Below are 20,455 nucleotides of genomic sequence, written 5' to 3'. Positions count from 1 at the left end.
CCACCCACTCACCCATGAAGCTGCAACTGCTGTCCGACCTGCACCTGGAAGCCCACCCGCATTTCACCCCCAGCCCCGCCGTTGGCGCCGATGTCCTGGTGTTGGCCGGCGACATCGGCTCTTACCAGGCCGGCTCGCTGCTGTCGGATGAGGACTTCGGCCTGGCGCGCTTCTCCCCTCTGCCGCAGTACGCCGGATGGCCCACGCCAGTGGTCTTCGTCCCTGGCAACCATGAATACGACATGCAGGACTTCGACGCCGCGCATGCGCGCCTGCGCCGCATCTGCGACCGGCTGGGGCTGATCTGGCTGGAGCGTGAGAGCATGGTGCTGCAGGGGGTCCGCTTCGTTGGAACGACGCTGTGGAGCGACTTCGACGCGCTGGCCGACCACGCGGGGATCACCGACCCGGGCCAGCGACTGCAGCGGCGCGAGAAGGCGTTCCGCGCGGCCAATTTCTATCTCTCCAAGACTGGCAGCACCCGCCAGGGTGGGCCCTTCCTGGCCGCCGAGGTGCGCGAACAGGCCCTGGTTTGCCAGTCTTGGTTACGCAACGCGCTCGCACAGCCCTTTGCGGGCACGACGGTGGCCGTCACGCACTTCGCGCCCAGCCTGCTCAGCGCCGACCCGCGCTACGGCCTGGTGCCGGGCACGGCGGGGTTTTGCAATGCGCTGGACGACTGCCTGCCCCACGCCCAGCTGTGGCTGCACGGCCATCTGCATGCGCCCAGCGACTACCTGGTGCGCGGGGCCCGCGTGGACGGCACGCCCTGGAGCTGCCGCGTAGTGGCCAACCCGCTGGGCTATGCCCGCAAGGGGGAGCAGGCAACCTTTGAGCCGCACTGCGTGCTCACCGTATGATGCGTGCGGGCCCTGCGCCCGCCACCGCGTACCGCATCAAAAATATGACTGAAGTCAAGACAACAGGCGCCGGCGCGGATTAGTCTGAATTCTCGTTTCCGGAGCACTTCGAATGAACATCCTGCTTGCTGTCGACGGCAGCACCTACACCAAGAAAATGCTGGCCTACCTGGCCGCTCACGACGAGATGCTGGGCAGCTCGCACACCTACACGGCCATCACCGTGCAGCCCCAGTTGCCTCCCCGCGCGCGCGCCGCGCTCGGCAAGGAAGTCGTGGACAAGTACCACGCTGAGGAAGGCGAAAAGGTGCTGTCGCCCGTCGTGAAGTTCATGGCGCGTCAGGGCGTGCAGCTCAAGACCATGACCAAGGTGGGCCCGGCGGGCGAGACCATCGCCAAGGTGGCCGAGTCCGGCAAGTACGACCTGGTCGTCATGGGCACGCACGGCCACGGCTCGCTGGGCAAGCTGGTGATGGGCTCGGTCAGCACGCAGGTGCTGGCCAACTGCCAGGTGCCGGTACTGCTGGTGCGCTGATCAGGCCACCCGCATGGCGGGGCCGCTCGCCAGGCCGCTCAGGCAGGTGTCCGCGGCCCAGTCGATGATGCACTCGTCCGCATAGCCGCGGTCGCGCAGCATGCCGAGCATGGGATCGGCATTGCGCGCCAGCAGCGCACACAAGATCACATCGGGCGGCAACTCGCGCCGCAGCTGTCCCTGGGCCTGCGCCTCGACGATCCAGCCGAGGATGCAGGCATGCACCTCCTGCATCGATGCCTGGTAGGCGTCGCAGGCGCGCAGCGCCTGGGCCAGCGCGGAGTTGCGGCTGGGCAGCAGCGGCACCTCGTCGGCCAGTTGCAGTTGCAGCGTCCAGCACAGCAGCGCGTGCAGGCGCTGCATGGCGCCCAGTTCGGCCGGCAGTGCCGCCAGAAAGCGCTGCAGGCGCTCCACCACATGCACCATGGCGGCCGAGCACAGGTCGTCCTTGCCGGCAAAGTGTTTGTACAGGCTGGCCTTGGCAATGCCCACGGCCGCGGCGACCTCGTCCACGGTCATGGTCTCGAAGCCTTTTTCGCCCAGCAGGCGGCTCGCGGCCTCCACGATGGCATCCTCGCGCGCCCGGAGCATCTGCTCCTTGAAGGACGGACGGGGCGGCTGCAGCGTGTTCATGCGGGCGATGTTAGCGAGCCTTCACCCCGCGCAGGCCGATAACCCTAAAGACCCCCATCCGCGTGTGCCGTCAGGCCGACAGGTACTGCGCCGCCGCGCTGGTGAGCGCATCGGCCAGCGCATCCAGCACTTCCGACTCCAGGTTCCATGAGTGCCAATACAGCTGGATGGGCAGCGTATGGCCCGGCGCCAGGTCCACCAGCCGGCCCTGCTGCAGCCAGGGACGCGCGAGCAGCTCGGGCACCACGCTCACGCCCCAGCCCGCGGCCACGGCGCGCACCTGGCCCTCCGAACTGGGCACGAACACGCGGCTGAGCGACACGCGTTTCAGGCCAAAGGTGCGCGTGACGAACTCGGCCTGCATATCGTCCTTGCGGTTGAACGAGACGAAAGGCTCGTCGCGGAAGTTGTGCGCCGTGAGCCCTTGCGGCAGTTGTCGGCGCGCCAGCTCTGGCGCGGCCACGGCGACGTACTGCATCGCGCCCAGGGGCACCATGCGACAGCCGCGCAGCGCGCTCTTCAACGTCGTCACGCAGCCCATGACCTGGCCCGAGCGCAGCCACTCCTGCGTGAAGTCCTGGTCGTCGGCAATGATCTCCAGCGGCAGGCGCTGGCGCACCAGATCGCCGAGCGCGTCCACCGCCCAGGTGGCGATGCTGTCGGCGTTGATGGCGATGGCGATGCGCTCTTCCTCGCGGCCGCCGCCGCGCCCGCTGGGCATGAGGTCCTGCAGATCGCGCTCCAGGTCGGCGCGCAGCAGGCGCAACTGCTTGGTGTGCTTGAGCAGCAACTGCCCGGCCGAGGTGGGCTTGAGCGGCCGGCTGCGCACGATGAGCACCGAGCCCACCTGCGCCTCCAGCGCACGCAGGCGCTGCGACACGGCGGACTGGGTGATGTTCAGGCGGCGCGCGGCGCGCTCGAAACCGCCCTCTTCGACGATGGCGGCCAGGCATTCCAATGCGGCGGGGTCAAATGTGCTCACAGTCGGTATCCATTAGTCATTCTGATGAATTCCGAAGAAGTTTAATCACGCTTTTGTTTTTCATTGGGCCGCAGCACACTGCGCGCCATGAAAACCATCGTCCTGGGCGCCGGCATCATCGGCATTAGCACCGCCTGGCATCTGCGCGAGCGCGGGCATGAAGTCACTGTGGTCGACCGCCAGCCCGACGCGGCGCTGGAGACCAGTTTTGCCAACGCGGCGCAGATCTCGGTGAGCTACTGCGAGCCCTGGGCCAACCGCGAGGCGCCATGGAAGGCCCTCAAGTGGATGTTCGACAAGGAAGCGCCGCTGCTGTTTCGCCCCCAGCTGGACTGGGAGCAATGGCGCTGGTGCCTGAAGTTCCTGGCGCAGTGCAACGACACGGCCTTCGCACGCAACGTGCAGCAGATCGTGGCGCTGGGCGCGTACAGCCATGCCGCACTCAAGGACATAGTGCGCGCCACGGGCATCGAGTACCACCGGCTGGAACGCGGCATCGCGCACTTCTACACCGACCAGAAGTCCTTTGACGACGCGGCCCATGCTGTGGAACTGATGCGCCGCTTCGGCGTGCAGCGGCGCGTGGTCAGCCGCGACGAGCTGCTCGCCATCGAGCCGGCCTTCCGCGCTTACGGCGACCGCATCACCGGCGGCACCTACACCAGCACCGACGAGAGCGGCGACGCGCGCGTATTCACCCAGGCACTGGCCCGCCGCTGCGCCGAGCGCGGCGTGCAGTTCCTCTACGGTCACGACGTGCTGCGCCTGAACCGCTCCGGCGACGCTATTGAATCAATAGCTATTCGCGCTCGCCATGAAAGCGCTACAGGCCAAAAAGACCAAATACTGAAAGCCGATGCCGTGGTCGTTGCATGCGGCAGCTACAGCGCACCGCTGCTGCGGGGCGTGGGCGTGCACCTGCCCATCTACCCCGGCAAGGGCTACAGCGCCACGTTCCCGCTGCTCAAACCGGAGGGCGCGCCCATGGTTTCCACCATCGACGACGGCAAGAAGATCGCCATGAGCCGCCTGGGCAACGTGCTGCGCGTGGCCGGCACCATCGAGCTGGGCGGCTACGACCTGTCGCTGGACAGCCCTGTGGCGCGCGCGCGCTGCCACATGCTGTCGCGCCGCATTGAGACCATCCTGCCCGGCGTGTGCGACACGCGCACGCCCGAGGAAGGCGGAGATCCGCAGTACTGGACCGGCCTGCGACCCGCCACGCCCACCAACATCCCGTTCATCGGCCGTACGCCGCTGCACGGCCTGTGGGTGAACGCCGGCCACGGCACGCTGGGCTGGACGCATGGCGCCGGCTCGGGCAAGGCCATGGCCGAGCTGCTGAGCGGCGAGCGGCCAGCCATGGACTTCGCCTTTCTGGGCGACGACACGCCCGCTGCCGCCTACGGGGCGCCGCGCCTGGCCTGAGCGAGTCGCACCTCAGCGTTTGCGCTGCACCAGCAGGTTGCGCTTGGCATCCTCGGGGTAGGCGAAGGTCACCGCGCCGGCCTGCACCTTGCCCATCACCAGCATGTTGGGGGTGATGGCCTCTTTCTCCTCGGCCGAGAAGGGCCGCTCGTAGGTCGCCACCACGCCGTAATACACGCGCTGCAGGTTCTCCAGCGAATGCTTGAGGGCCGTGCCGTTGACCTGCCCGTCGCGGATGCCCAGCAGTGCATACATCAGCAGGTAGGCCGCGTCGTACCCTTGCGCCGCCGCCATCGGCACGGCCGGGCGGCCTTTGAAGGCGCGCGCGTAGGTGCTCAGGAACGAGGCGCGGCGTTCGTTGCTGGGCTCGGCGATGAAGGTCTGCGCCGTCAGCGCTCCCTCGGCGGCGTCCTTGCCGCCCTGGATGAAGAACGGGAACGACAGCGTCCAGCCGCCGACCTGCGGCACCTTCCAGCCCAGCTCCTTGCGACCTTGGGCAATGACAGCGTTCTCCGGCCCTACGGTGTAGCTGAAGATGACCTGTGCGCCCGCATCGCGCGCGGCCTGCAACTGGGGCGCCAGGCTCTTCACGCCCAGAGGGAAGTTGGTCGCGTACACGGGCGTGAGCTGGTGCGCGGCGAGCGCCGCTTCCACGTCCTTGCGCCCGGCCTGGCCGTAGCCCGTGTCGTCGGCAAAGAGGGCCACGCGCGTCCAGCCGCGGCGCAGGATGTCCTCCACCACGAAGGGCGCCTGGATGTTGTCGGGGGCCGAGGTGCGGAAGATGAAGCTCTGCGCCGCCGGATAGGTGCGTGTCACGGGGGTGCCCGTGGCGCACGGCACGATCAAGGGCAGCTTCGCCTGCTGGAACACGTCCAGCGATTTCATCGCCACGCCGGTGTTGCAAAAGCCCAGGGCAGCCACCACGCCTTCTCTGGCCAGTTCCTGCGAGCGTTGACGGCCGGTGTCGGGCGAGCCCTGGTCGTCCTTGACCACCAGCTCCACAGGCCGGCCCAGGTAGCCGCCCACGGCGTTGAACTGCTCCACCGCGAGCTGGATGCCCTGCAGCATGGGCGTGCCGAAGTCCGACGACGGCCCCGAAAAGGGGCCGATGACCCCCACCTTCACGGGCTGGGCGCCCGCCATGCCCGCCAACGCCCACAGCGCCAGCGCCCCTGCCCAGTGTCTGGGTCTCATGGCCATCATCGCGTCTCCGCAATGTTGTGAAAAACACTCCAGCCTAACCAAAAGCGCGGGCGCGCGATGTGGTTTATTGCGCAGCGGTGCGCGGTCGCGGTCAGGGGCGGGTATGCGATTTGCGGTGAGGGACCGCGCACGCGTTCAGTGCAGCACTGGCGCCGGGCCGGCCAGGAAGTCCAGCAGCGCCGCCTCGAAACCCTCGGGGTCTTCAAGCTGCGGCCAGTGGCCCACGCCGGGCAGCAGCACGGCACGCGCATCGGGCAGCACATGGGCCAAGGCGAGCAGTGCCTCGGGCGGAGTGCAGCGGTCGTGCTCACCCCCGATGAGCAGCGCGGGCACCTGCAGGCGCACAAGTTCCGGCGCACGCCGCGCGAAAGCCGTCAGGGCCTCCAACGCACGGCGGTAGGTGGCGGGCGGCACGCGGCCCATGGCGTGCCGTGCAAGCTGCAGCCCCTCGGGCAGCGCGCCGGGGCCGGCGTCGCGCGCCACGGTAGGGTCGGCCAGCCGGGCCATGTCCCGTCCATCGTCCAAGCCCGCAAGGCGCGGCGCCACCCACACGGCGGTGGCGGCCTCGTCCAGCGCCGGGCCGCCGGCACACAGCACCAGCCGCCGCACGCGCAGCGGTGCCCGCACGGCGATCTCCAGCGCCAGCATCGCCCCCAGGCCGTGGCCGACCAGCACCACCTGCTCGCACCGCAGGGCATCGAGCAACAGCAGCGCACGCTGGGCCAGGCCCTTGAAGTTGTAGGGCTCCACCGGCGCACTGCCGCCATAGCCCGGCATGTCCCATGCCACGGCGCGATAGCCCGCGGCGGCCAGGGTTTCCAGCGTCGGGGCAAAGCCCAGGTGATCGCTATCGGCATCGTGCAGCAGCAACACGGTAGGGCCGGAGCCGAGCAGGGAAAAGCGTGGAAGAAGAGACATCGCAGGGTCCAGGGCCGCAGGGCATGCGCGCTGCAGGCGCGCAGGTGCAGACTGATAATAGCCCTCCCATTGCCCTACGCGGCGCGCCCAAGGCGCCGCCCCCTTCGTGAACAGCCGCCTGCCCCACCCGCCCTCCAGCCAACCTCCCGTCTTCACGCCACGCGAGTTCCGCGACGCGCTGGGCATGTTCGCCACAGGCGTGACCATCGTCACGGCGCGCGGGGAAGGCGGCGCGCTGATCGGCATGACGGCAAACTCGTTCAACTCGGTGTCGCTGGAGCCGCCGCTGGTGCTGTGGAGCCTGGGGCACAAGACGTCGTCGCTGCCCGCTTTTTCCCGTGCCACGCACTACGCCATCAATGTGCTGACGGTGGAACAGCGCGCCCTGGCCGAGCAGTTCGCCACGCGCGGCATCGACCGCTTCGCCGGCGTGGCCTACCGCCTGGGACTGAGCAGCGTGCCGGTGCTGGACGGCGCGGCGGCCGTGTTCGAGTGCTTCAACCGCAGCCAGTACGTGGAGGGCGACCACACGATCTTCGTCGGCCAGGTGGAGCGCTGCAGCCACCGGGAAGGCGCCTCGCCCCTGCTGTACCACGGGGGGGTGTTCTATACGGAGCATCCGCTGGGAAGCCTTTCGGCCACCGTAGCCCGCCCGATGGAGAAATAGCCGCCCCGGCTTGCGCCGGAGCGCGGGCACGCCCGGCCGCTTCTGGGCTGGGCGGAACGGGCCTGATATCTGCCCGTTACTTGGCTGTCGCCTCGGGCAGTTCGATCTTCACTTCCAGCACTTCCAGGTCGTCCTGGCGCTCGAAGTGGACCTTCAGGTCGTCGGCGTTGATCTTCACGTACTTGGAGATCACCGCCACCAGCTCGCGCTGCAGCGCGGGCAGATAGTCGGGCTGGCCGGCGCTGCGGCCGCTGCGCTCATGCGCCAGGATGATCTGCAGGCGCTCCTTGGCCACCGAGGCCGTCTTTTTCTTCTCGCCGAGCAGGAAGGACAGCAGGGACATCTCGCTTACCTCCCGCCGAAGATGCGCTTGAAGAAGCCGGGCTTGGCCGCCTCGATGAAACGCAGGGGCTTGTCCTCGCCCAGGAAGCGCGCAACCACGTCCTTGTAGGCCTCGGACACATCGGTGCCCGACAGGTGGATGGCGGGCAGGCCCTGGTTGGAGGCCTGCAGCACGCTCTCGGACTCCGGGATCACGCCGATGAGCTTGATGCGCAGGATGTCCTGGATGTCCTCCAGGCTCAGCATCTGGCCGTCTTCCACACGATGGGGGTTGTAGCGCGTGATCAGCAGGTGTTCCTTGACGGGCTCGCCGCCTTCGATGGCGCGCTTGGTCTTGCTGCTGAGCATGCCCAGGATGCGGTCGGAGTCGCGCACGCTGGAGACTTCGGGGTTGGTGACCAGCAGCGCCTCGTCGGCGAAGTGCATGGCCATCAGCGCGCCGCTTTCGATGCCGGCGGGCGAGTCGCAGACGATGTAGTCAAAGCCCATGTCGGCGAGGTCCTTGAGCACCTTGCCCACGCCGTCCTGCGTGAGCGCGTCCTTGTCGCGCGTCTGGCTGGCGGCCAGCACGAACAGGTTCTCGCACTGCTTGTCCTTGATGAGGGCCTGGTTCAGGTTGGCCTCGCCCTGGATCACGTTGATCAGGTCATACACCACGCGGCGCTCGCAGCCCATGATGAGGTCCAGGTTGCGCAGGCCGACGTCAAAGTCGATGACGGCGGTCTTGTGGCCGGCGAGCGCCAGGCCCGATGCGAAGGCGGCACTGGTGGTGGTCTTGCCCACGCCCCCCTTGCCGGAGGTCACGACGACGATTTTGGCCATGTTCTGAGAGGTCCTTGCGTTGCGGTCTGTGGAGTAAGAAAAGGGGGGGACGGTCACAGCGGCTCGATGAGCAGCTTCTCACCGTCCAGCCGCACCTGGGCCGGCTTGCCGCGCACGTTGTCGGGCAGCTCGGTCTCGGTGGTGCGGTAGATGCCTGCCACGGAGACCAGTTGCGGCTCCATGCAGGTGCTGAAAATCCGGGCGCTGGTGTCGCCGCGCGCGCCGGCGATGGCCCGCCCGCGCAGCGGTGCGTACACGTGGATGTTGCCGTCGGCGATCACCTCGGCGCCAAAGCTGACCACGGCCATCACCACCAGGTCCGAGCCGCGGGCATACACCTGCTGGCCCGAGCGCAGCGGCTTGTCCACCACCACGGTCCCCGGCGCCGGCGCGGGCACGGGGACCTCGCGCACGACCTCCACCTCGCGGATGACTTCGTGGACCACCTCGCGGGGAGTGTTCTCACGCGGCGCCTGCATGCGCGGGGGCGGCGCGTCAGGGGCGGCAATCAGGCCCGCGTCGTGCGCGTCCTGCCTCTGCGCGCTGCTGCCGCCGCGCACGGCCACGGGCTGCGTGCGGTGGCTGCGCAGCGTCTTGACCAGCGCGGCGAAGTCGATGGGCTGTGGCTCGTCCTGCACGGCCGAGAGGTCGATCAGCACCGGGTCGTTGTCGAAAAATTCGGGGTCGTCGGCCCTGCGGGCAGCCAACTCGGCGGCGATGCTGGCCACGTCGGTGGTCTTGAGCACCATGGCCACCACGGGCAGCTGGGCACTCTTGAGGTCTAGGTGGGTGCGGGCCCGGCCCGCCGTATCAACGGCCATGAAGCGGTTCGGATGGGAAAAAAGACGCCGCGCACGGGCGCCGCCTCGAAGCCGCAAAGTGTACCTGCGCTGCGCCGCTGCCACCGTATCAGGACGTGCGGCGAACCCAGGCGCACCCCAGGCCTGGGCCGCCGCGGATCTGGCTTCGCCAGTCCACCGGCTGCGTCCCCCTTCCCGCCGCGCAGCGCGGCGAGAGAAGGGGGAAGGTGCGCCAGCGCCCGCGGGGGGGATGCTCAGAACTTCGGAATGCGGATGCGGCTGATCATCAGCGAGCCCGACAGCGCGAACAGCAGCACCAGCGGGTGCAGCGTGAAACCGCCGATCGTCACCGACCCCAGCCACAGCTGGCCGCGCACCGCGCCCACGCTGGCGGCCACGGCCATCAGGCCCACGAGCACGATGGAAGTGGGGATCGGCGTGCCCTCGAAGTACTTGACCTTGCCCGACGGGCCCTCGGCCAGCGTTTCGGCCGTGATGTTGAAGCGCGCTAGGCGCGACACGCCGCAGGCCACGAAAAAGGCCAGCACCACGCGGTCGTACAGCCCCTGCATGCCGCAGGCGTAGGCGATGATGGCGGGCGCCACGCCGAAGGAGATCACGTCGGCCAGCGAGTCCAGCTCGCGCCCCATGGCCGAGCTTTTCTGCCGCCAGCGCGCGATGCGCCCGTCCAGCACGTCGAACACCAGCGCCGCCAGCACCAGCGCACAGGCGAAGTACACATGGCGCACGTCCGACGTTTCCAGATAGGTCATCGACGAGAACAGCGCCCCGACGCCGCACACCGCGTTGCCCAGCGTGAACCAGTCCGCGAGGTGGAACTCGCGGATCATCGAAAAGCGTTTGTGGGGAGAAGCCATGGCGGCATTATCGAACGGCCGCCGGGCCTTTCCTTGTCCGCCGATGGCTGATTCGGTCTACTGGAAACGCGGGGCGCGCTTCTCGATGAAGGCGGTGACCGCCTCGCGGTGGTCGGCCGTCTTGTGGGCGATGGCCTGGTAGCCGGCGGAGATCTCCAGCAGCGAGGCCAGCGAGGCGTGCTCGCCCTCGCGCAGCAGCCGCTTGGTCATGCGCATCACGGCACCGGGGTTGGCGGCGATCTTCTCGGCCAGCGCACGCGCGGTGGGCAGGAGCTGGTCGGCCGGCACCACGCGGCTCACCAGACCGCAGGCCAGGGCCTCCTGGGCGCTGATGGCCTCTCCGGTGAAAGCCATCTCGGACGCCTTGGCCATGCCCACGGCCCGCGGCAGCAGCCAGGCGCCGCCGTCGCCGGGCACGATGCCCACGCGCACGAAGCTCTCGGCAAAGGTGGCGTTCTCTGCCGCGATGCGGATGTCGCACATGCAGGTCAGGTCCAGCCCCGCGCCGATGGCCGGGCCGTTGACGGCGCAGATCACCGGCACGTCGAGCTGGTACAGCGCGTTGGGGATCTGCTGGATGCCCTGGCGGTATTCCTCGCGGATCAGGTCGGGCGTGAGCGCATCGTCGAAGAAGCGCTGCATGTCCTTGACGTTGCCGCCCGAGCTGAAGATGGGGCCCGCGCCGGTGAGGATCAGCACCTTCACGCTGGCGTCCTTGCGCACGGTGTCGCAAAGCTGCACGAACTCCTGCACGGCCGTGTTGCCGGTGAGCGCATTGCGCGTCTCGGGCTGGTTCATGGTGGCGGTCAGGATGCCGCCGTCGCGTTCGATGGTCAGGAAGGCCATGGTGTCTCTCCGTAGTCAAAAGTAGGAGCTGCCAGCGCTCATCATTTCTTGAGTCCAATGCAAAAACACATTGAATGCCTTGATTGATATGCGCAAACAGCTATGGTTTTCAGAGCATTATTTCCACATCGGTGATGCGGCGCACGAGGTCCAGCGTCAGCCCGTCGTGCGCCAGCAGCGCCTCGCCGGCCACGCCGTGCCAGTAAGACTCGCTGCCGGCCGTCTGGCGCCAGGCGTGCAGGCGGCGGGTAAACAGCTGCAGGTCGTATTCCGCGGTGAAGCCGATGGCGCCGTGGATGGCATGGGCGAACTCGGCCACAGCCAATGCGGCCTCGCTGCAGCGCGCCTTGGCTGTGGCCACACGCAGCCGGTCGGGCAGCACACCGGCGCCGTTGCAGCCCAGCTGCGCAGCCATGCGCGCGGCGAACACATGCTCGCTCATCACCGCCAGCTGGTGCTGGATGGCCTGGAACTTGCCGATGGGGCGGCCGAACTGCTGGCGCTCGTTGGCGTACTGCAGGGTGCGGCGGAACACGTCGCCCAACGCGCCGGCCATCTGCGGGGCCACCACGGCGGCCTGCAGGGTGCGTGCGTCTTGCGCGGCGTCCACCGGCACCCCGGGCGCGGCCTCCCCCTGGGCAGCAGACCAGGCCAGGGCGGCATCCAGCGCCAGCGCCTGGGGCGCAGCCTGCGCATCGGCCGTGGCCAGCAGGTGCCAGGCGCTGCCAGCCTGCACCAGCACGTGATCGGCCACCTGGCCGCCGCGCACCAGGGCGCAGCGCACGCCGCCATCCGGCAGCTGCTCGCCACGCGCCAGCGTGATACTGCCGGCGGGGCGAGCCACGCCGCCCTGGGCCAGCAGCGCGCGCGCCACCATGGTCTCGCCCAGCGGCAGCGGCAGCGCATGCGCGCCGCATTGCTCCAGCACGCCGAACACCTGGGTCAGCCCCAGCCCGGCGCCGCCGTCGTCCTCGGGCAACAGCGCGTCGGCCAGCCCCGTGGCCTCCAGTTGCGCCCACAGCAGCTGCGTCGCAGGCGCGGCGCGCCCGCCGGATTCAATGGCGCGCACCACCGGGGGGGTGCACTGGTCGGCCAGCACCTGGCGGGCCGCGTCGGCAAACAGATCGTTGTCTTGGCTCATGTCGTGGCTCCGTTTCAGCGCAGGCCCAGGCCCCGGGCGATCATCCCGCGCAGGATGTCGCGCGTGCCGCCGCGCAAAGAGAACGAGGGCGAGGCCTCGGTCACGTATTTCAGGGTCATCAGCAGCTCCACGGGCACGTCCTCCGCCTCGCGGGCGAACAGGTCGTCGGAGATGGCCGCAGGGATCATCTGCTCCAGCGTGGTGCCCAGCTCCTTGACCAGCGCGGCCTCGACGATGGGGCTTTCGCCGCGCACCAGCTTGTCCTGAATGGCCACCGACATGGCGCGCAACGGCGCGAGCTGCGTGAGCACCTGGCCGGCCAGGCGTTGGGCCGACTCCGTGCGCCCTTGCGGCGTGCGCACGTACTGAAGCCACTGGTCGAACAGCACGATGCTGGAGAACAGCCGCTCGGGCCCGCTGCGCTCGAAGGCGAGTTCCGCCGTCACCTGCACCCAGCCCTGGCCCTCGGCGCCGATGAGCGCATCGGGGCCCAGTTGCACGTTGTCGAAGAACACCTCGCAGAAATGGCGGTCGCCCGACAGGTCCTCGATGGGGCGCACCGTGACGCCGGGCAGCGACAGGTCCACGATGACCTGCGACAGGCCCTTGTGGCGATCCTCGCTGATGCCGGAGGTGCGCACCAGCGCAATCATGTACTGGCAGTGGTGCGCGTTGGTGGTCCAGATCTTCTGGCCGTTGAGCACAAAGCCCTGGTCATTGGGCGTGGCACGGGTGCGCACGCTGGCCAGGTCCGAGCCCGAACCCGGCTCGCTCATGCCGATGCAAAAGAACGCCTCGCCCTTGCACACGCGCGGAAGGTAAAACTGCTTTTGCGCCTCGGTGCCGTACTTCAGGATCAGCGGCGCGCTCTGGCGGTCGGCGATCCAGTGCGAGCCCACGGGCGCGCCGCAGGCGAGGAACTCCTCCACCAGCACATAGCGCGTGAAGGCGCTGCGTCCGCCACCACCATATTCCTTGGGCAGCGTGACGCCGATCCAGCCGCGGGCGGCCAGCTTGCGGCTCAGCTCGCTGCTGTAGCCGCCCCACGAGCGGGCGCGGATATGCGCGGGCAGTTCGGCAATCGCCTCGGCCAGGAAGGCACGCACCTCGGCGCGCAGGGCCTCGTCCTCGGGGGGGATGCGCGTGAGCGCGAGTGAATCCAGGGTACTCATCCCAAAACTCCGTTGTCTCTGTGGGTTTGCAGTGCCTCGGGCGCAAGGCCGAGGTGGCGGGCCAGCACCGCATCGGTGTGCTGGCCCAGTTGCGGGGGCGTATGGCGGTAGCTCACCGGGGTGTCCGACAGGCGCAGGGGGCTGGCCACCAGCGGCACGCTGCCCGCCTGGGGGTGCTGCATGGCAATCTGCATGCCGCGCGCCTTGACCTGCGGGTCGTCGAACACCTCGCGCACGGTGTGGATGGGGCCGCAGGGCACGCCGTGCTGCTCCAGCAGGGCGATCCAGTCGCGCGTGGGCTTGCCCACCGTCACGCCGCGTATCAGCGCCACCAGTTCGTGGCGGTGCGCCACGCGCGCGGCGTTGGTGGCAAAGCGCGCATCCTGCGCCCAGCCGGGCTGGCCCGCGGCGTGGCACAAGCGCGCGAACTGCCCGTCGTTGCCCACGGCCAGGATCATGTGGCCGTCGGCCGTGGGGAAGTCCTGGTAGGGCACGGTGTTGGGGTGGGCGTTGCCCATGCGCTGCGGCACCTTGCCGCCGTACAGGTAGTTCATGCCCTGGTTGGCCAGGCACGCCACGCCCACGTCCAGCAGCGCCAGGTCGATGTGCTGGCCGCGGCCGGTGTGCTCGCGCGCCTGCAGCGCGGCCAGGATGGCGGTGCTGGCGTACAGGCCGGTGAGGATGTCGGTGAGCGCCACGCCCACCTTCATCGGGCCGCCGCCGTCCTCGCCGTCGGGGCGGCCGGTGACGCTCATCAGCCCGCCCATGCCCTGGATCAGGAAGTCGTAGCCGGCGCGGTGCGCATACGGCCCGCTCTGCCCGAAGCCAGTGATGGAGCAGTACACCAGGCGCGGGTTGAGTGCGCTCAAGGCGGCATAGTCCAGCCCGTATTGCGCCAAGCCCCCGGTCTTGAAGTTCTCCACCAGCACGTCGCATTGCTGCGCCAGGCGCCGCACCAGCTCCTGCCCCTCGGGGCGGGTGAAGTCTATGGTCACCGACTGCTTGTTGCGATTGGTGCACATGTAGTAGGCCGACTCGCCCGTGGGCTGGCCGGCGGGGTCGGTCACGTAGGGCGGGCCCCAGGCGCGCGTGTCGTCGCCGCTGCCGGGGCGCTCCACCTTGATGACCTCGGCGCCCAGGTCACCCAGCGTCTGGGCGGCCCAGGGGCCGGCCAGCACGCGCGACAGGTCCAGCACTTTCACGTGCTGCAGCGCGCCGGGTTGCAGGGCGGCCGGCGAGGTCATTGCAGCGGTACCTTGGCCTGGGTGACGATGCGCTTCCACAGCGCGATCTCGTTCTTCTGGAACTCGTGCATCTGGGCGGGGCCGCCGGTCATGGGCGTGGCGCCCAGGCGCTCGTAAAAGGCGCGGGTCTCATCCATCTTGGAGATGGTGGTGAACAGCTCGGCCAGCTTGGCGGTCTCGGCCGGGGGTGTCTTGCTGCTGACCATCGCGCCCACCCAGGTGTAGGCCTCGAAGCCGGGCAGGCCGGCCTCGCTGGCGGTGGGCACGTCGGGCGAGGTGGCCACGCGCTTGTCCGCCGCCACGGCCAGCACCTTGACGCGCCCGCCCTTGGCCAGCTCCTGCACGGCCGTGACTTCGGCAAAGGCGTAGTCCACGGTGCCCGCGGCGAGGGCGGTCATGGTCTCGCCGGCGCCCTTGAACGGCACATGCACGGTCTGCACGCCGGCGCTGTCGTTGAGCAGCTCGCCCATGAGCTGGTAACCGGCCGAACCGGCACCGAAGTTCACCTTGCCCGGATGGGCCCTGGCATAGCTGACCAGCCCCTTGAGGTCGGCAAACGGCGCCTGCGGGGCCGTGGCCAGCATGGCGGGCGAACGCATCATCATGGTCAGCGGCGCAAAGTCCTTCACCGGGTCGTAGGGCAGCTCCTTGAACAGCGCCGCGTTCACCGCCAGGGTGGAGTTGCTGCCGATGAAGACGGTGTAGCCGTCGGCCGGGGCCGAGAGCACCTGCTTGACCGCAATGAAGCCGTTGGCGCCGGGCTTGTTCTCCACCACCACGGACTGGCCCGTGAGGTTCTGCAGTTTGCGCGCGAAGTAGCGCGCCGAGGTGTCGGTGCCGCTGCCGGGCCCGAAGGGCACGACGAACTTGAGGGTCTTGGACGGGAAGGCCTGCGCCTGCACGGCGGGCGCGAGGGCGGCGCCCAGGGCCACGAGGCTGGCGCCCGCGAGGGCGCGCAGGGTGGTTCTGCGGTGGAATGCCATGTGCAATGTCTCCTTGGAGTCTCTGCTCCGCTACGGTGCCCCGCAAAGGGGTCGGAGTTGGCACTCTAGGCAGCACCTTGCATGCTGTCTAATATTAAAAGTTTAGATTTCAATACTTTTTTCATATCGCATGAACCTCCGGCAACTCAGCCAGTTCGTCGCATTGGCGGAAACCGGCAACTTCCACCGCGCGGCCGAGCGCCTGCACATGGCGCAACCGCCCCTGTCGGTGTCCATCCGCAAGCTGGAGGAGGAACTCGGCAGCCCCCTGTTCGAGCGCACCACCACGGGCGTGGTGCTCACCCCCGCCGGCGAGGCCATGCTGGGTGACGCGCGCCGCGCGCTGTTCCACGCCCAGCAGTGCCGCCAGGCGGTACAGGACGCGCGCGAGGGCGAGGGCGGGCTGCTGCGCCTGGGCATCATCGGCTCGGCCACCTATGCGCTGCTGCCGCAACTCATCCCCTCGCTGCGCCAGCGCTATCCGCAGATCGAGTTGGAGCTAAGCGAAGCCACGTCGTCCGAGATCCTGGAGGGGCTGGTGTCGCGGCGCTTTGATGCCGGCCTGCTGCGCTACCCGGTGCTGGACCCGAGCGGCTTCGAGCTGCTGCCGCTGGACCGCGACGACTTCGTGCTGGCCGTGGCCGAGAGCAGCCCGCTGGCGCAGCGCGACGCCATCGCGCTGGCCGAGGCCGCGCACGAGCCCTTCATCATGTACCCGCAGCACAAGGTGCCCAGCCTCTCGGCCCTGGCCATGATGCGCTGCCAGTTCTCTGGCTTTGCGCCGCGCGTGGCACAGGAGGCGATGCAGGTGCAGACCATCATGAGCCTGGTGGCCTCGGGCCTGGGCGTGGGCCTGGTGGCCAGCGTGGCGCGGCAGGTGGTGCCGCGCGGCGTGAAATGCCTGGCGCTCACCGACAACCCGCCGGGCTTTCACGTGGGCATTGCGCTGGCGCGCCTGGCCGGCGGCACCAGCCGCGTGGTGGAGCGCTTCACGGAGCACGCGCTGCGCTTTGCCAGCGTGCCGCGCGTGGAAGGCGAGAACTGGGACAAACCGGGCTGAACCACCCGTCCATCAAGCGCGAGCAGCTATCTTTTAAGCAACCGCCGCCGCACGCCGCGCGGCAAAGTCCACGTACCACGCCAGGCAGCCGGGATTGGCCATCGCGTCCGGGTTGACCACCTTGTCCGTCGGCTGGCCCAGCAGCAGCTTCTTGACGGGCAGCTCCTGCTTTTTGCCGCTCAGCGTGCGCGGCACCTCGGCCACCTGCACGATTTCGTCGGGCAGGAAGCGCGGGCTCAGGCTGGCGCGGATGGCGTCGTTGATCCGCGCGCGCAGGCCGTCGTCCAGCACCAGGCCGCTGCGCAGCACCACGAACAGCGGCATGTAGCTCGCGCGGCCCAGGTATTCCAGGTCCACGACCAGGCTGTCGAGCACCTCGGGCAGGGCCTCGACGGCGCTGTAGATCTCGCTCGTGCCCATGCGCAGGCCGTGGCGATTGATGGTGGCGTCGCTGCGGCCGTAGATCACGCAGCCGGGGTGGGCGCTGGAGCCGATCTCGATCCAGTCGCCGTGGCGCCAGACGGCGCCGGCCTCGGGCCCCAGGTCGCCGCCGCCGGGCCTGCGGCCATGGCCGGGGGGGTACATCTCGAAGTAGCTGGCGCGGTAGCGTGCGCCATCGGCGTCGCCCCACAGGAACAAGGGCATGGACGGGATGGGCTGGGTGCACACCAGCTCGCCCACGGCGTCCACCACCGGGCGGCCCTGCTCGTCCCAGGCCTCGACGGCCGCGCCCAGCATGCGGCACTGCATGCGCCCGGGCGTTTGCGGCAGCTCGCGATTGCCGCCGATGAAGGCCCCCGCGAAGTCGGTGCCGCCGGAGATGTTGCACCACCAGACCTGCGGCACGCCCGCGCTGGCCAGGAGTTGCGATCCCCACCGCTGCACTTCGGCAGGCAGCGGCGACCCCGTGGAGCCCAGCACGCGGATCGCCGACAGATCGCCGCAGGCCGCAGGGGTGATCCAGGCCTTCATGCAGTGGCTGTAGAACGCGGCGCCAGCGCCGAAGAAGGTCACGCGCTCCTCGGCCGCCATGCGCCACAGCACTGTCCAGTCGGGCCGCTCCTTGCTGCCGCCGGGGTTGCCGTCGTAGAGCACGCAGGTGGTGCCGCCCAGCAGGCCGCCGACCTGGGCGTTCCACATGATCCAGCCGGTGGAGCTGTACCAGTGGTAGCGCTCGCCCAGGGAGTTGGGCGCGTAGCTGCTGCCGATGTCGTTGTGCAGCACTGCCAGCTGCAGCATCACCAGCATCATGCCGCCATGGCCGTGCACGATGGGCTTGGGCAGGCCGGTGGTGCCGCTGGAATAGACGATCCACAGCGGGTGGTCGAACGGCAGCCACGCCGGTTCAAAGGCCGCAGTCTCTGCATCATTTCGGGCGATGACGCTTGCGTAGCAAGCGGTATCAGCTACTGTTTTTGAAGCATCCAGGTTGTTCACCAGCACCACGTGGCGCAGCGTGGGCAGTTGCGCGCGCAGCTCCGCCAGCACGTCGCAACGGTCATGGTCGCGCCCCCCATAGGTGACGCCGTCCACGGCCAACAGCACCGTCGGTGCGATCTGACGGAAGCGGTCCAGCACCGCGTGCGTGCCCATGTCGGGCGCGCACAGGCTCCACACCGCACCGATGCTGGCGCAGGCCAGGAAGGCGACGATGGTCTCGGGGATGTTGGGCAGGTAGGCTGCCACGCGATCGCCGGGCCGTACGCCTTGGGCCCTCATGTGCAGCGCCAGCGCCGCCACCTGCCGGCGCAGCGCGGGCCAGGACAGCTCGCGGCGCTCGCCGCGTTCGTTGCGGCCGATGAGGGCCGGCTGGCCCGCGGCCTGTGCGGCGTCCACATGGCGCAGCACCTGGCGCGCGTAGTTCACCTGCGCGCCGGGGAACCACTGCGCGCCGGGCATCACGTTCTTTGCGAGTACCGCGCGGTGCGGCGTGGGTGACTGCAGGTCGAAGTAGTCCCAGACGCTCTGCCAGAAGGCGTCCAGATCGGTGGTGGACCAGCGCCAAAGCGCGTGGTAATCGTCAAAGCGCAGGCCGTGCTGCGCCTGCAGCCAATCCTGGTAGCGGCGTATCTGGGGCGTGTAAGGCGGGTGTGTTGGGGGGATGTTGTGGTGTGTCTCCATGCGCACAGCCTAGCGCGGTCGCGGTCGCCGTGCGCGCCACGCACGTGACAACTGGCCGGTCGCACCTGGCCGGTCGCACCTGGCCGGTCGCACCTCGCCGGTCGCACCTCGCCGGTCGCACCTGGCCGGCTGCACCTGGCCTCAGCGCCGCGGCTGCTCCGTCACGCTGGTGATGGCATAGCCCTTGTCACGCAGCTGCCGTCCGGGCTCGGGAATACCAAGGTCGTTCCAGTGCGCCTGGGTTTCGTCCCGTTCCACGGCGCGGTGCTCGCAGTTCCAATCGGTATTGATGGCCTCCTGCGGTATGGGCTTGCCCTCGGGCACGGCCAGATGGGAATAACGCCCCTCGGCTTCGGATCGGCGGTAGATGTCCACGCGCATGTCGGGTCCTTTGCTTGCTGGTTGCAGGGTTCTCCACTGTAGTGAGACCATCGCCCGCCCGGCGTAGGAAGCGGCCGCATGGCCGCCGTGCTTGACGCAAGGCAAGATCGCCGCTTTCTGCCCTGCCGACAATTGCCCGCTGTTGCCACTGCCGGCGGCCTGTTTCTGAATCATGACAACACAAGACGTTTCCTCTCAGCGCAGCGACGTGCTCGTCGTGGGTGCGGGGCCTGCCGGGCTGTCGCTGGCGGCCTCGCTGGCCCAGGCCGGCATGCAGGTCACGGTGCTGGAGCAGCAACCCGCCTCCACGCTGGCCGCGCCCCCGGCCGACGGGCGCGAGATTGCACTCACCCACCCCAGCGTGGCCACGCTGCAGCGCATCGGCAGCTGGCAGCGCCTGGCCGCGCACGAGGTCGGCCTGCTGCGCGAGGCGCAGGTGCACGACGGCCCCGTGGGCCAGCGCGGGGCCATGCAGCTGCACGCAGGCGGCAGCGGCGTCCAGCATCTGGGCTGGATCGTGCCCAACCATGCGCTGCGCCGCACGGCCTACGAAGTGGCCGCGCACACGCCCGGCGTACGACTGGTCACCGAGGCACGCGTCACGCGCGTGGCCGTCACGCCCGCGCATGCCGAGCTGGAATACACCGACACCCGCAACCTCGACGCAGCGCCCCTGCGTCTGCAGGCCCCGCTGCTGGTGGCGGCCGACAGCCGCTTTTCCGCCACGCGGCGCCAGTTGGGCATTGGCGCAGCCATGCACGACTTCGGCCGCACGGTCATCGTCTGCCGCCTGCGCCATGAGCTGCCCCACCACGAGGTCGCGCACGAGTGCTTCGGCTACGAGCAGACGCTGGCGATCCTGCCGCTGCCGGGCGACCTGGTCGATGGCGCGCCGATGTGCTCGGCCGTGGTCACCACCGGCGCGGCGCATGCGCAGGAGTTGCTGGCACTGCCCCCTGAGGCATTCGCCGCACGCGTGCAAGCCCAGTTCAAGGACCGCCTGGGCGCCATGCGGCTGGTGGGCGAGCGCCACGCCTACCCGCTGGTCGCCGTGTATGCGCACCGCTTCGCCGCCGCGCGCTGCGCGCTGCTGGGTGACGCGGCCGTCGGCATGCACCCGGTGACGGCGCACGGGTTCAACCTGGGGCTGGCGGGTGTGGACAGCCTCACGCGCACTCTCACCCATGCACGCGAGCGCGGCGCGGACATCGGCGCCGCCAGCGTGCTGGAGGGTTACGCGCGCGGCCATCACCGCCACGCCTGGCCGCTGTACCAGGGCACGAATGCCATCGTGCGCCTGTACACCGACGACCGGCCGCTGCCCCGCCTGCTGCGCCAGGTGGTGCTGGCGGGCGCCAACCGGCTGCCGCCCCTCAAGGGCGCCATCGTGAGCCAGCTCACAGGCCGGCGCCCCGCCTGGCCCAGCGCCGCACCTTAGC

The 20,455-nt window shown here is 69.2% G+C and carries 21 protein-coding genes; 6 read left to right on the top strand and 15 right to left on the bottom strand.

The window, feature by feature from the left end:
* Positions 1–14 precede the first annotated feature (14 nt).
* Both MRB47_RS00500 and MRB47_RS00495 read left to right on the top strand, forming a co-directional pair.
* Positions 15–860, top strand: a complete 846-nt coding sequence (locus MRB47_RS00500) for a metallophosphoesterase (RefSeq protein WP_252101590.1) — start codon at positions 15–17, stop codon at positions 858–860.
* Positions 861–972: 112 nt separating this feature from the next.
* Positions 973–1,395 (top strand): universal stress protein, encoded by a 423-nt coding sequence (locus MRB47_RS00495; RefSeq protein ID WP_012655202.1) that lies wholly within the window; start codon positions 973–975, stop codon positions 1,393–1,395.
* Here the strand turns inward: MRB47_RS00495 and MRB47_RS00490 are convergent, their stop codons facing one another.
* A complete protein-coding gene (locus MRB47_RS00490) occupies positions 1,396–2,028 on the bottom strand; it encodes a TetR/AcrR family transcriptional regulator (RefSeq protein WP_123675385.1) in 633 nt (210 codons plus the stop codon).
* Positions 2,029–2,098: 70 nt separating this feature from the next.
* The gene (locus MRB47_RS00485) at positions 2,099–3,010 is read right to left on the bottom strand and encodes a LysR family transcriptional regulator ArgP (RefSeq protein ID WP_252101589.1); all 912 of its coding nucleotides are present in this window, start codon (positions 3,008–3,010) and stop codon (positions 2,099–2,101) included.
* 87 nt (positions 3,011–3,097) lie between these two features.
* Between MRB47_RS00485 and MRB47_RS00480 the strand changes: the two genes are divergently transcribed.
* The gene (locus MRB47_RS00480; RefSeq protein ID WP_252101588.1) at positions 3,098–4,438 is read left to right on the top strand and encodes a D-amino acid dehydrogenase; all 1,341 of its coding nucleotides are present in this window, start codon (positions 3,098–3,100) and stop codon (positions 4,436–4,438) included.
* 12 nt (positions 4,439–4,450) lie between these two features.
* On the opposite strand, the gene MRB47_RS00475 is transcribed toward MRB47_RS00480, so the two are convergent.
* Entirely contained in the window at positions 4,451–5,641 is a 1,191-nt protein-coding gene (locus tag MRB47_RS00475; RefSeq protein ID WP_011803540.1) for an ABC transporter substrate-binding protein, read from the bottom strand.
* 135 nt (positions 5,642–5,776) lie between these two features.
* Positions 5,777–6,559: an alpha/beta fold hydrolase gene (locus tag MRB47_RS00470; RefSeq protein WP_220638260.1), complete on the bottom strand. Its 783-nt coding sequence runs from the start codon at positions 6,557–6,559 to the stop codon at positions 5,777–5,779.
* A gap of 106 nt (positions 6,560–6,665) precedes the next feature.
* Between MRB47_RS00470 and MRB47_RS00465 the strand changes: the two genes are divergently transcribed.
* Entirely contained in the window at positions 6,666–7,226 is a 561-nt protein-coding gene (locus MRB47_RS00465) for a flavin reductase family protein (RefSeq protein WP_252101587.1), read from the top strand.
* Between the two features lie 76 nt (positions 7,227–7,302).
* Here the strand turns inward: MRB47_RS00465 and minE are convergent, their stop codons facing one another.
* The 9 genes from minE to MRB47_RS00420 form a co-directional block, all read right to left on the bottom strand.
* Complete coding sequence (minE, locus tag MRB47_RS00460) at positions 7,303–7,569, bottom strand: cell division topological specificity factor MinE (RefSeq protein ID WP_011803537.1); 267 nt, start codon at positions 7,567–7,569, stop codon at positions 7,303–7,305.
* Between the two features lie 5 nt (positions 7,570–7,574).
* The gene (minD, locus tag MRB47_RS00455) at positions 7,575–8,390 is read right to left on the bottom strand and encodes a septum site-determining protein MinD (RefSeq protein WP_011803536.1); all 816 of its coding nucleotides are present in this window, start codon (positions 8,388–8,390) and stop codon (positions 7,575–7,577) included.
* Between the two features lie 53 nt (positions 8,391–8,443).
* The gene (gene minC, locus MRB47_RS00450) at positions 8,444–9,211 is read right to left on the bottom strand and encodes a septum site-determining protein MinC (protein WP_252101586.1); all 768 of its coding nucleotides are present in this window, start codon (positions 9,209–9,211) and stop codon (positions 8,444–8,446) included.
* A 233-nt stretch (positions 9,212–9,444) separates the two neighbouring features.
* Positions 9,445–10,068, bottom strand: a complete 624-nt coding sequence (gene pssA, locus MRB47_RS00445) for a CDP-diacylglycerol--serine O-phosphatidyltransferase (RefSeq protein WP_011803534.1) — start codon at positions 10,066–10,068, stop codon at positions 9,445–9,447.
* A 57-nt stretch (positions 10,069–10,125) separates the two neighbouring features.
* Complete coding sequence (locus MRB47_RS00440; protein ID WP_252101585.1) at positions 10,126–10,914, bottom strand: crotonase/enoyl-CoA hydratase family protein; 789 nt, start codon at positions 10,912–10,914, stop codon at positions 10,126–10,128.
* A 109-nt stretch (positions 10,915–11,023) separates the two neighbouring features.
* Positions 11,024–12,055 carry an acyl-CoA dehydrogenase family protein gene (locus MRB47_RS00435; RefSeq protein ID WP_252101584.1) on the bottom strand — a complete coding sequence of 344 codons (1,032 nt, stop codon included), beginning with the start codon at positions 12,053–12,055 and terminating at the stop codon, positions 11,024–11,026.
* 14 nt (positions 12,056–12,069) lie between these two features.
* Entirely contained in the window at positions 12,070–13,227 is a 1,158-nt protein-coding gene (locus tag MRB47_RS00430) for an acyl-CoA dehydrogenase family protein (protein WP_252101583.1), read from the bottom strand.
* The gene (locus MRB47_RS00425; protein WP_252101582.1) at positions 13,224–14,471 is read right to left on the bottom strand and encodes a CaiB/BaiF CoA transferase family protein; all 1,248 of its coding nucleotides are present in this window, start codon (positions 14,469–14,471) and stop codon (positions 13,224–13,226) included. The genes MRB47_RS00430 and MRB47_RS00425 overlap by 4 nt, the downstream gene beginning before the upstream one ends.
* The gene (locus tag MRB47_RS00420) at positions 14,468–15,454 is read right to left on the bottom strand and encodes a Bug family tripartite tricarboxylate transporter substrate binding protein (RefSeq protein WP_252101581.1); all 987 of its coding nucleotides are present in this window, start codon (positions 15,452–15,454) and stop codon (positions 14,468–14,470) included. The genes MRB47_RS00425 and MRB47_RS00420 overlap by 4 nt, the downstream gene beginning before the upstream one ends.
* A 130-nt stretch (positions 15,455–15,584) precedes the next feature.
* Between MRB47_RS00420 and MRB47_RS00415 the strand changes: the two genes are divergently transcribed.
* Complete coding sequence (locus MRB47_RS00415; RefSeq protein ID WP_123675391.1) at positions 15,585–16,514, top strand: LysR family transcriptional regulator; 930 nt, start codon at positions 15,585–15,587, stop codon at positions 16,512–16,514.
* Positions 16,515–16,547: 33 nt separating this feature from the next.
* Here the strand turns inward: MRB47_RS00415 and MRB47_RS00410 are convergent, their stop codons facing one another.
* Both MRB47_RS00410 and MRB47_RS00405 read right to left on the bottom strand, forming a co-directional pair.
* Positions 16,548–18,635 carry an acetoacetate--CoA ligase gene (locus tag MRB47_RS00410; protein ID WP_252101580.1) on the bottom strand — a complete coding sequence of 696 codons (2,088 nt, stop codon included), beginning with the start codon at positions 18,633–18,635 and terminating at the stop codon, positions 16,548–16,550.
* 141 nt (positions 18,636–18,776) lie between these two features.
* Complete coding sequence (locus tag MRB47_RS00405) at positions 18,777–19,016, bottom strand: DUF6139 family protein (protein ID WP_012655189.1); 240 nt, start codon at positions 19,014–19,016, stop codon at positions 18,777–18,779.
* Positions 19,017–19,188: 172 nt separating this feature from the next.
* On the opposite strand from MRB47_RS00405, the gene ubiM reads away from it, so the two are divergent.
* Positions 19,189–20,454, top strand: coding sequence for a 5-demethoxyubiquinol-8 5-hydroxylase UbiM (ubiM, locus tag MRB47_RS00400; RefSeq protein ID WP_252101579.1), 1,266 nt, complete (start codon positions 19,189–19,191; stop codon positions 20,452–20,454).
* Position 20,455 lies beyond the last annotated feature (1 nt).

Origin of the sequence: Diaphorobacter sp. LI3, from assembly GCF_022807955.1 — a bacterium.
In the GTDB taxonomy this organism is placed as follows: Bacteria; Pseudomonadota; Gammaproteobacteria; order Burkholderiales; family Burkholderiaceae_C; genus Diaphorobacter; species Diaphorobacter nitroreducens.
This window is presented reverse-complemented; position numbering and strand designations above follow the sequence as displayed.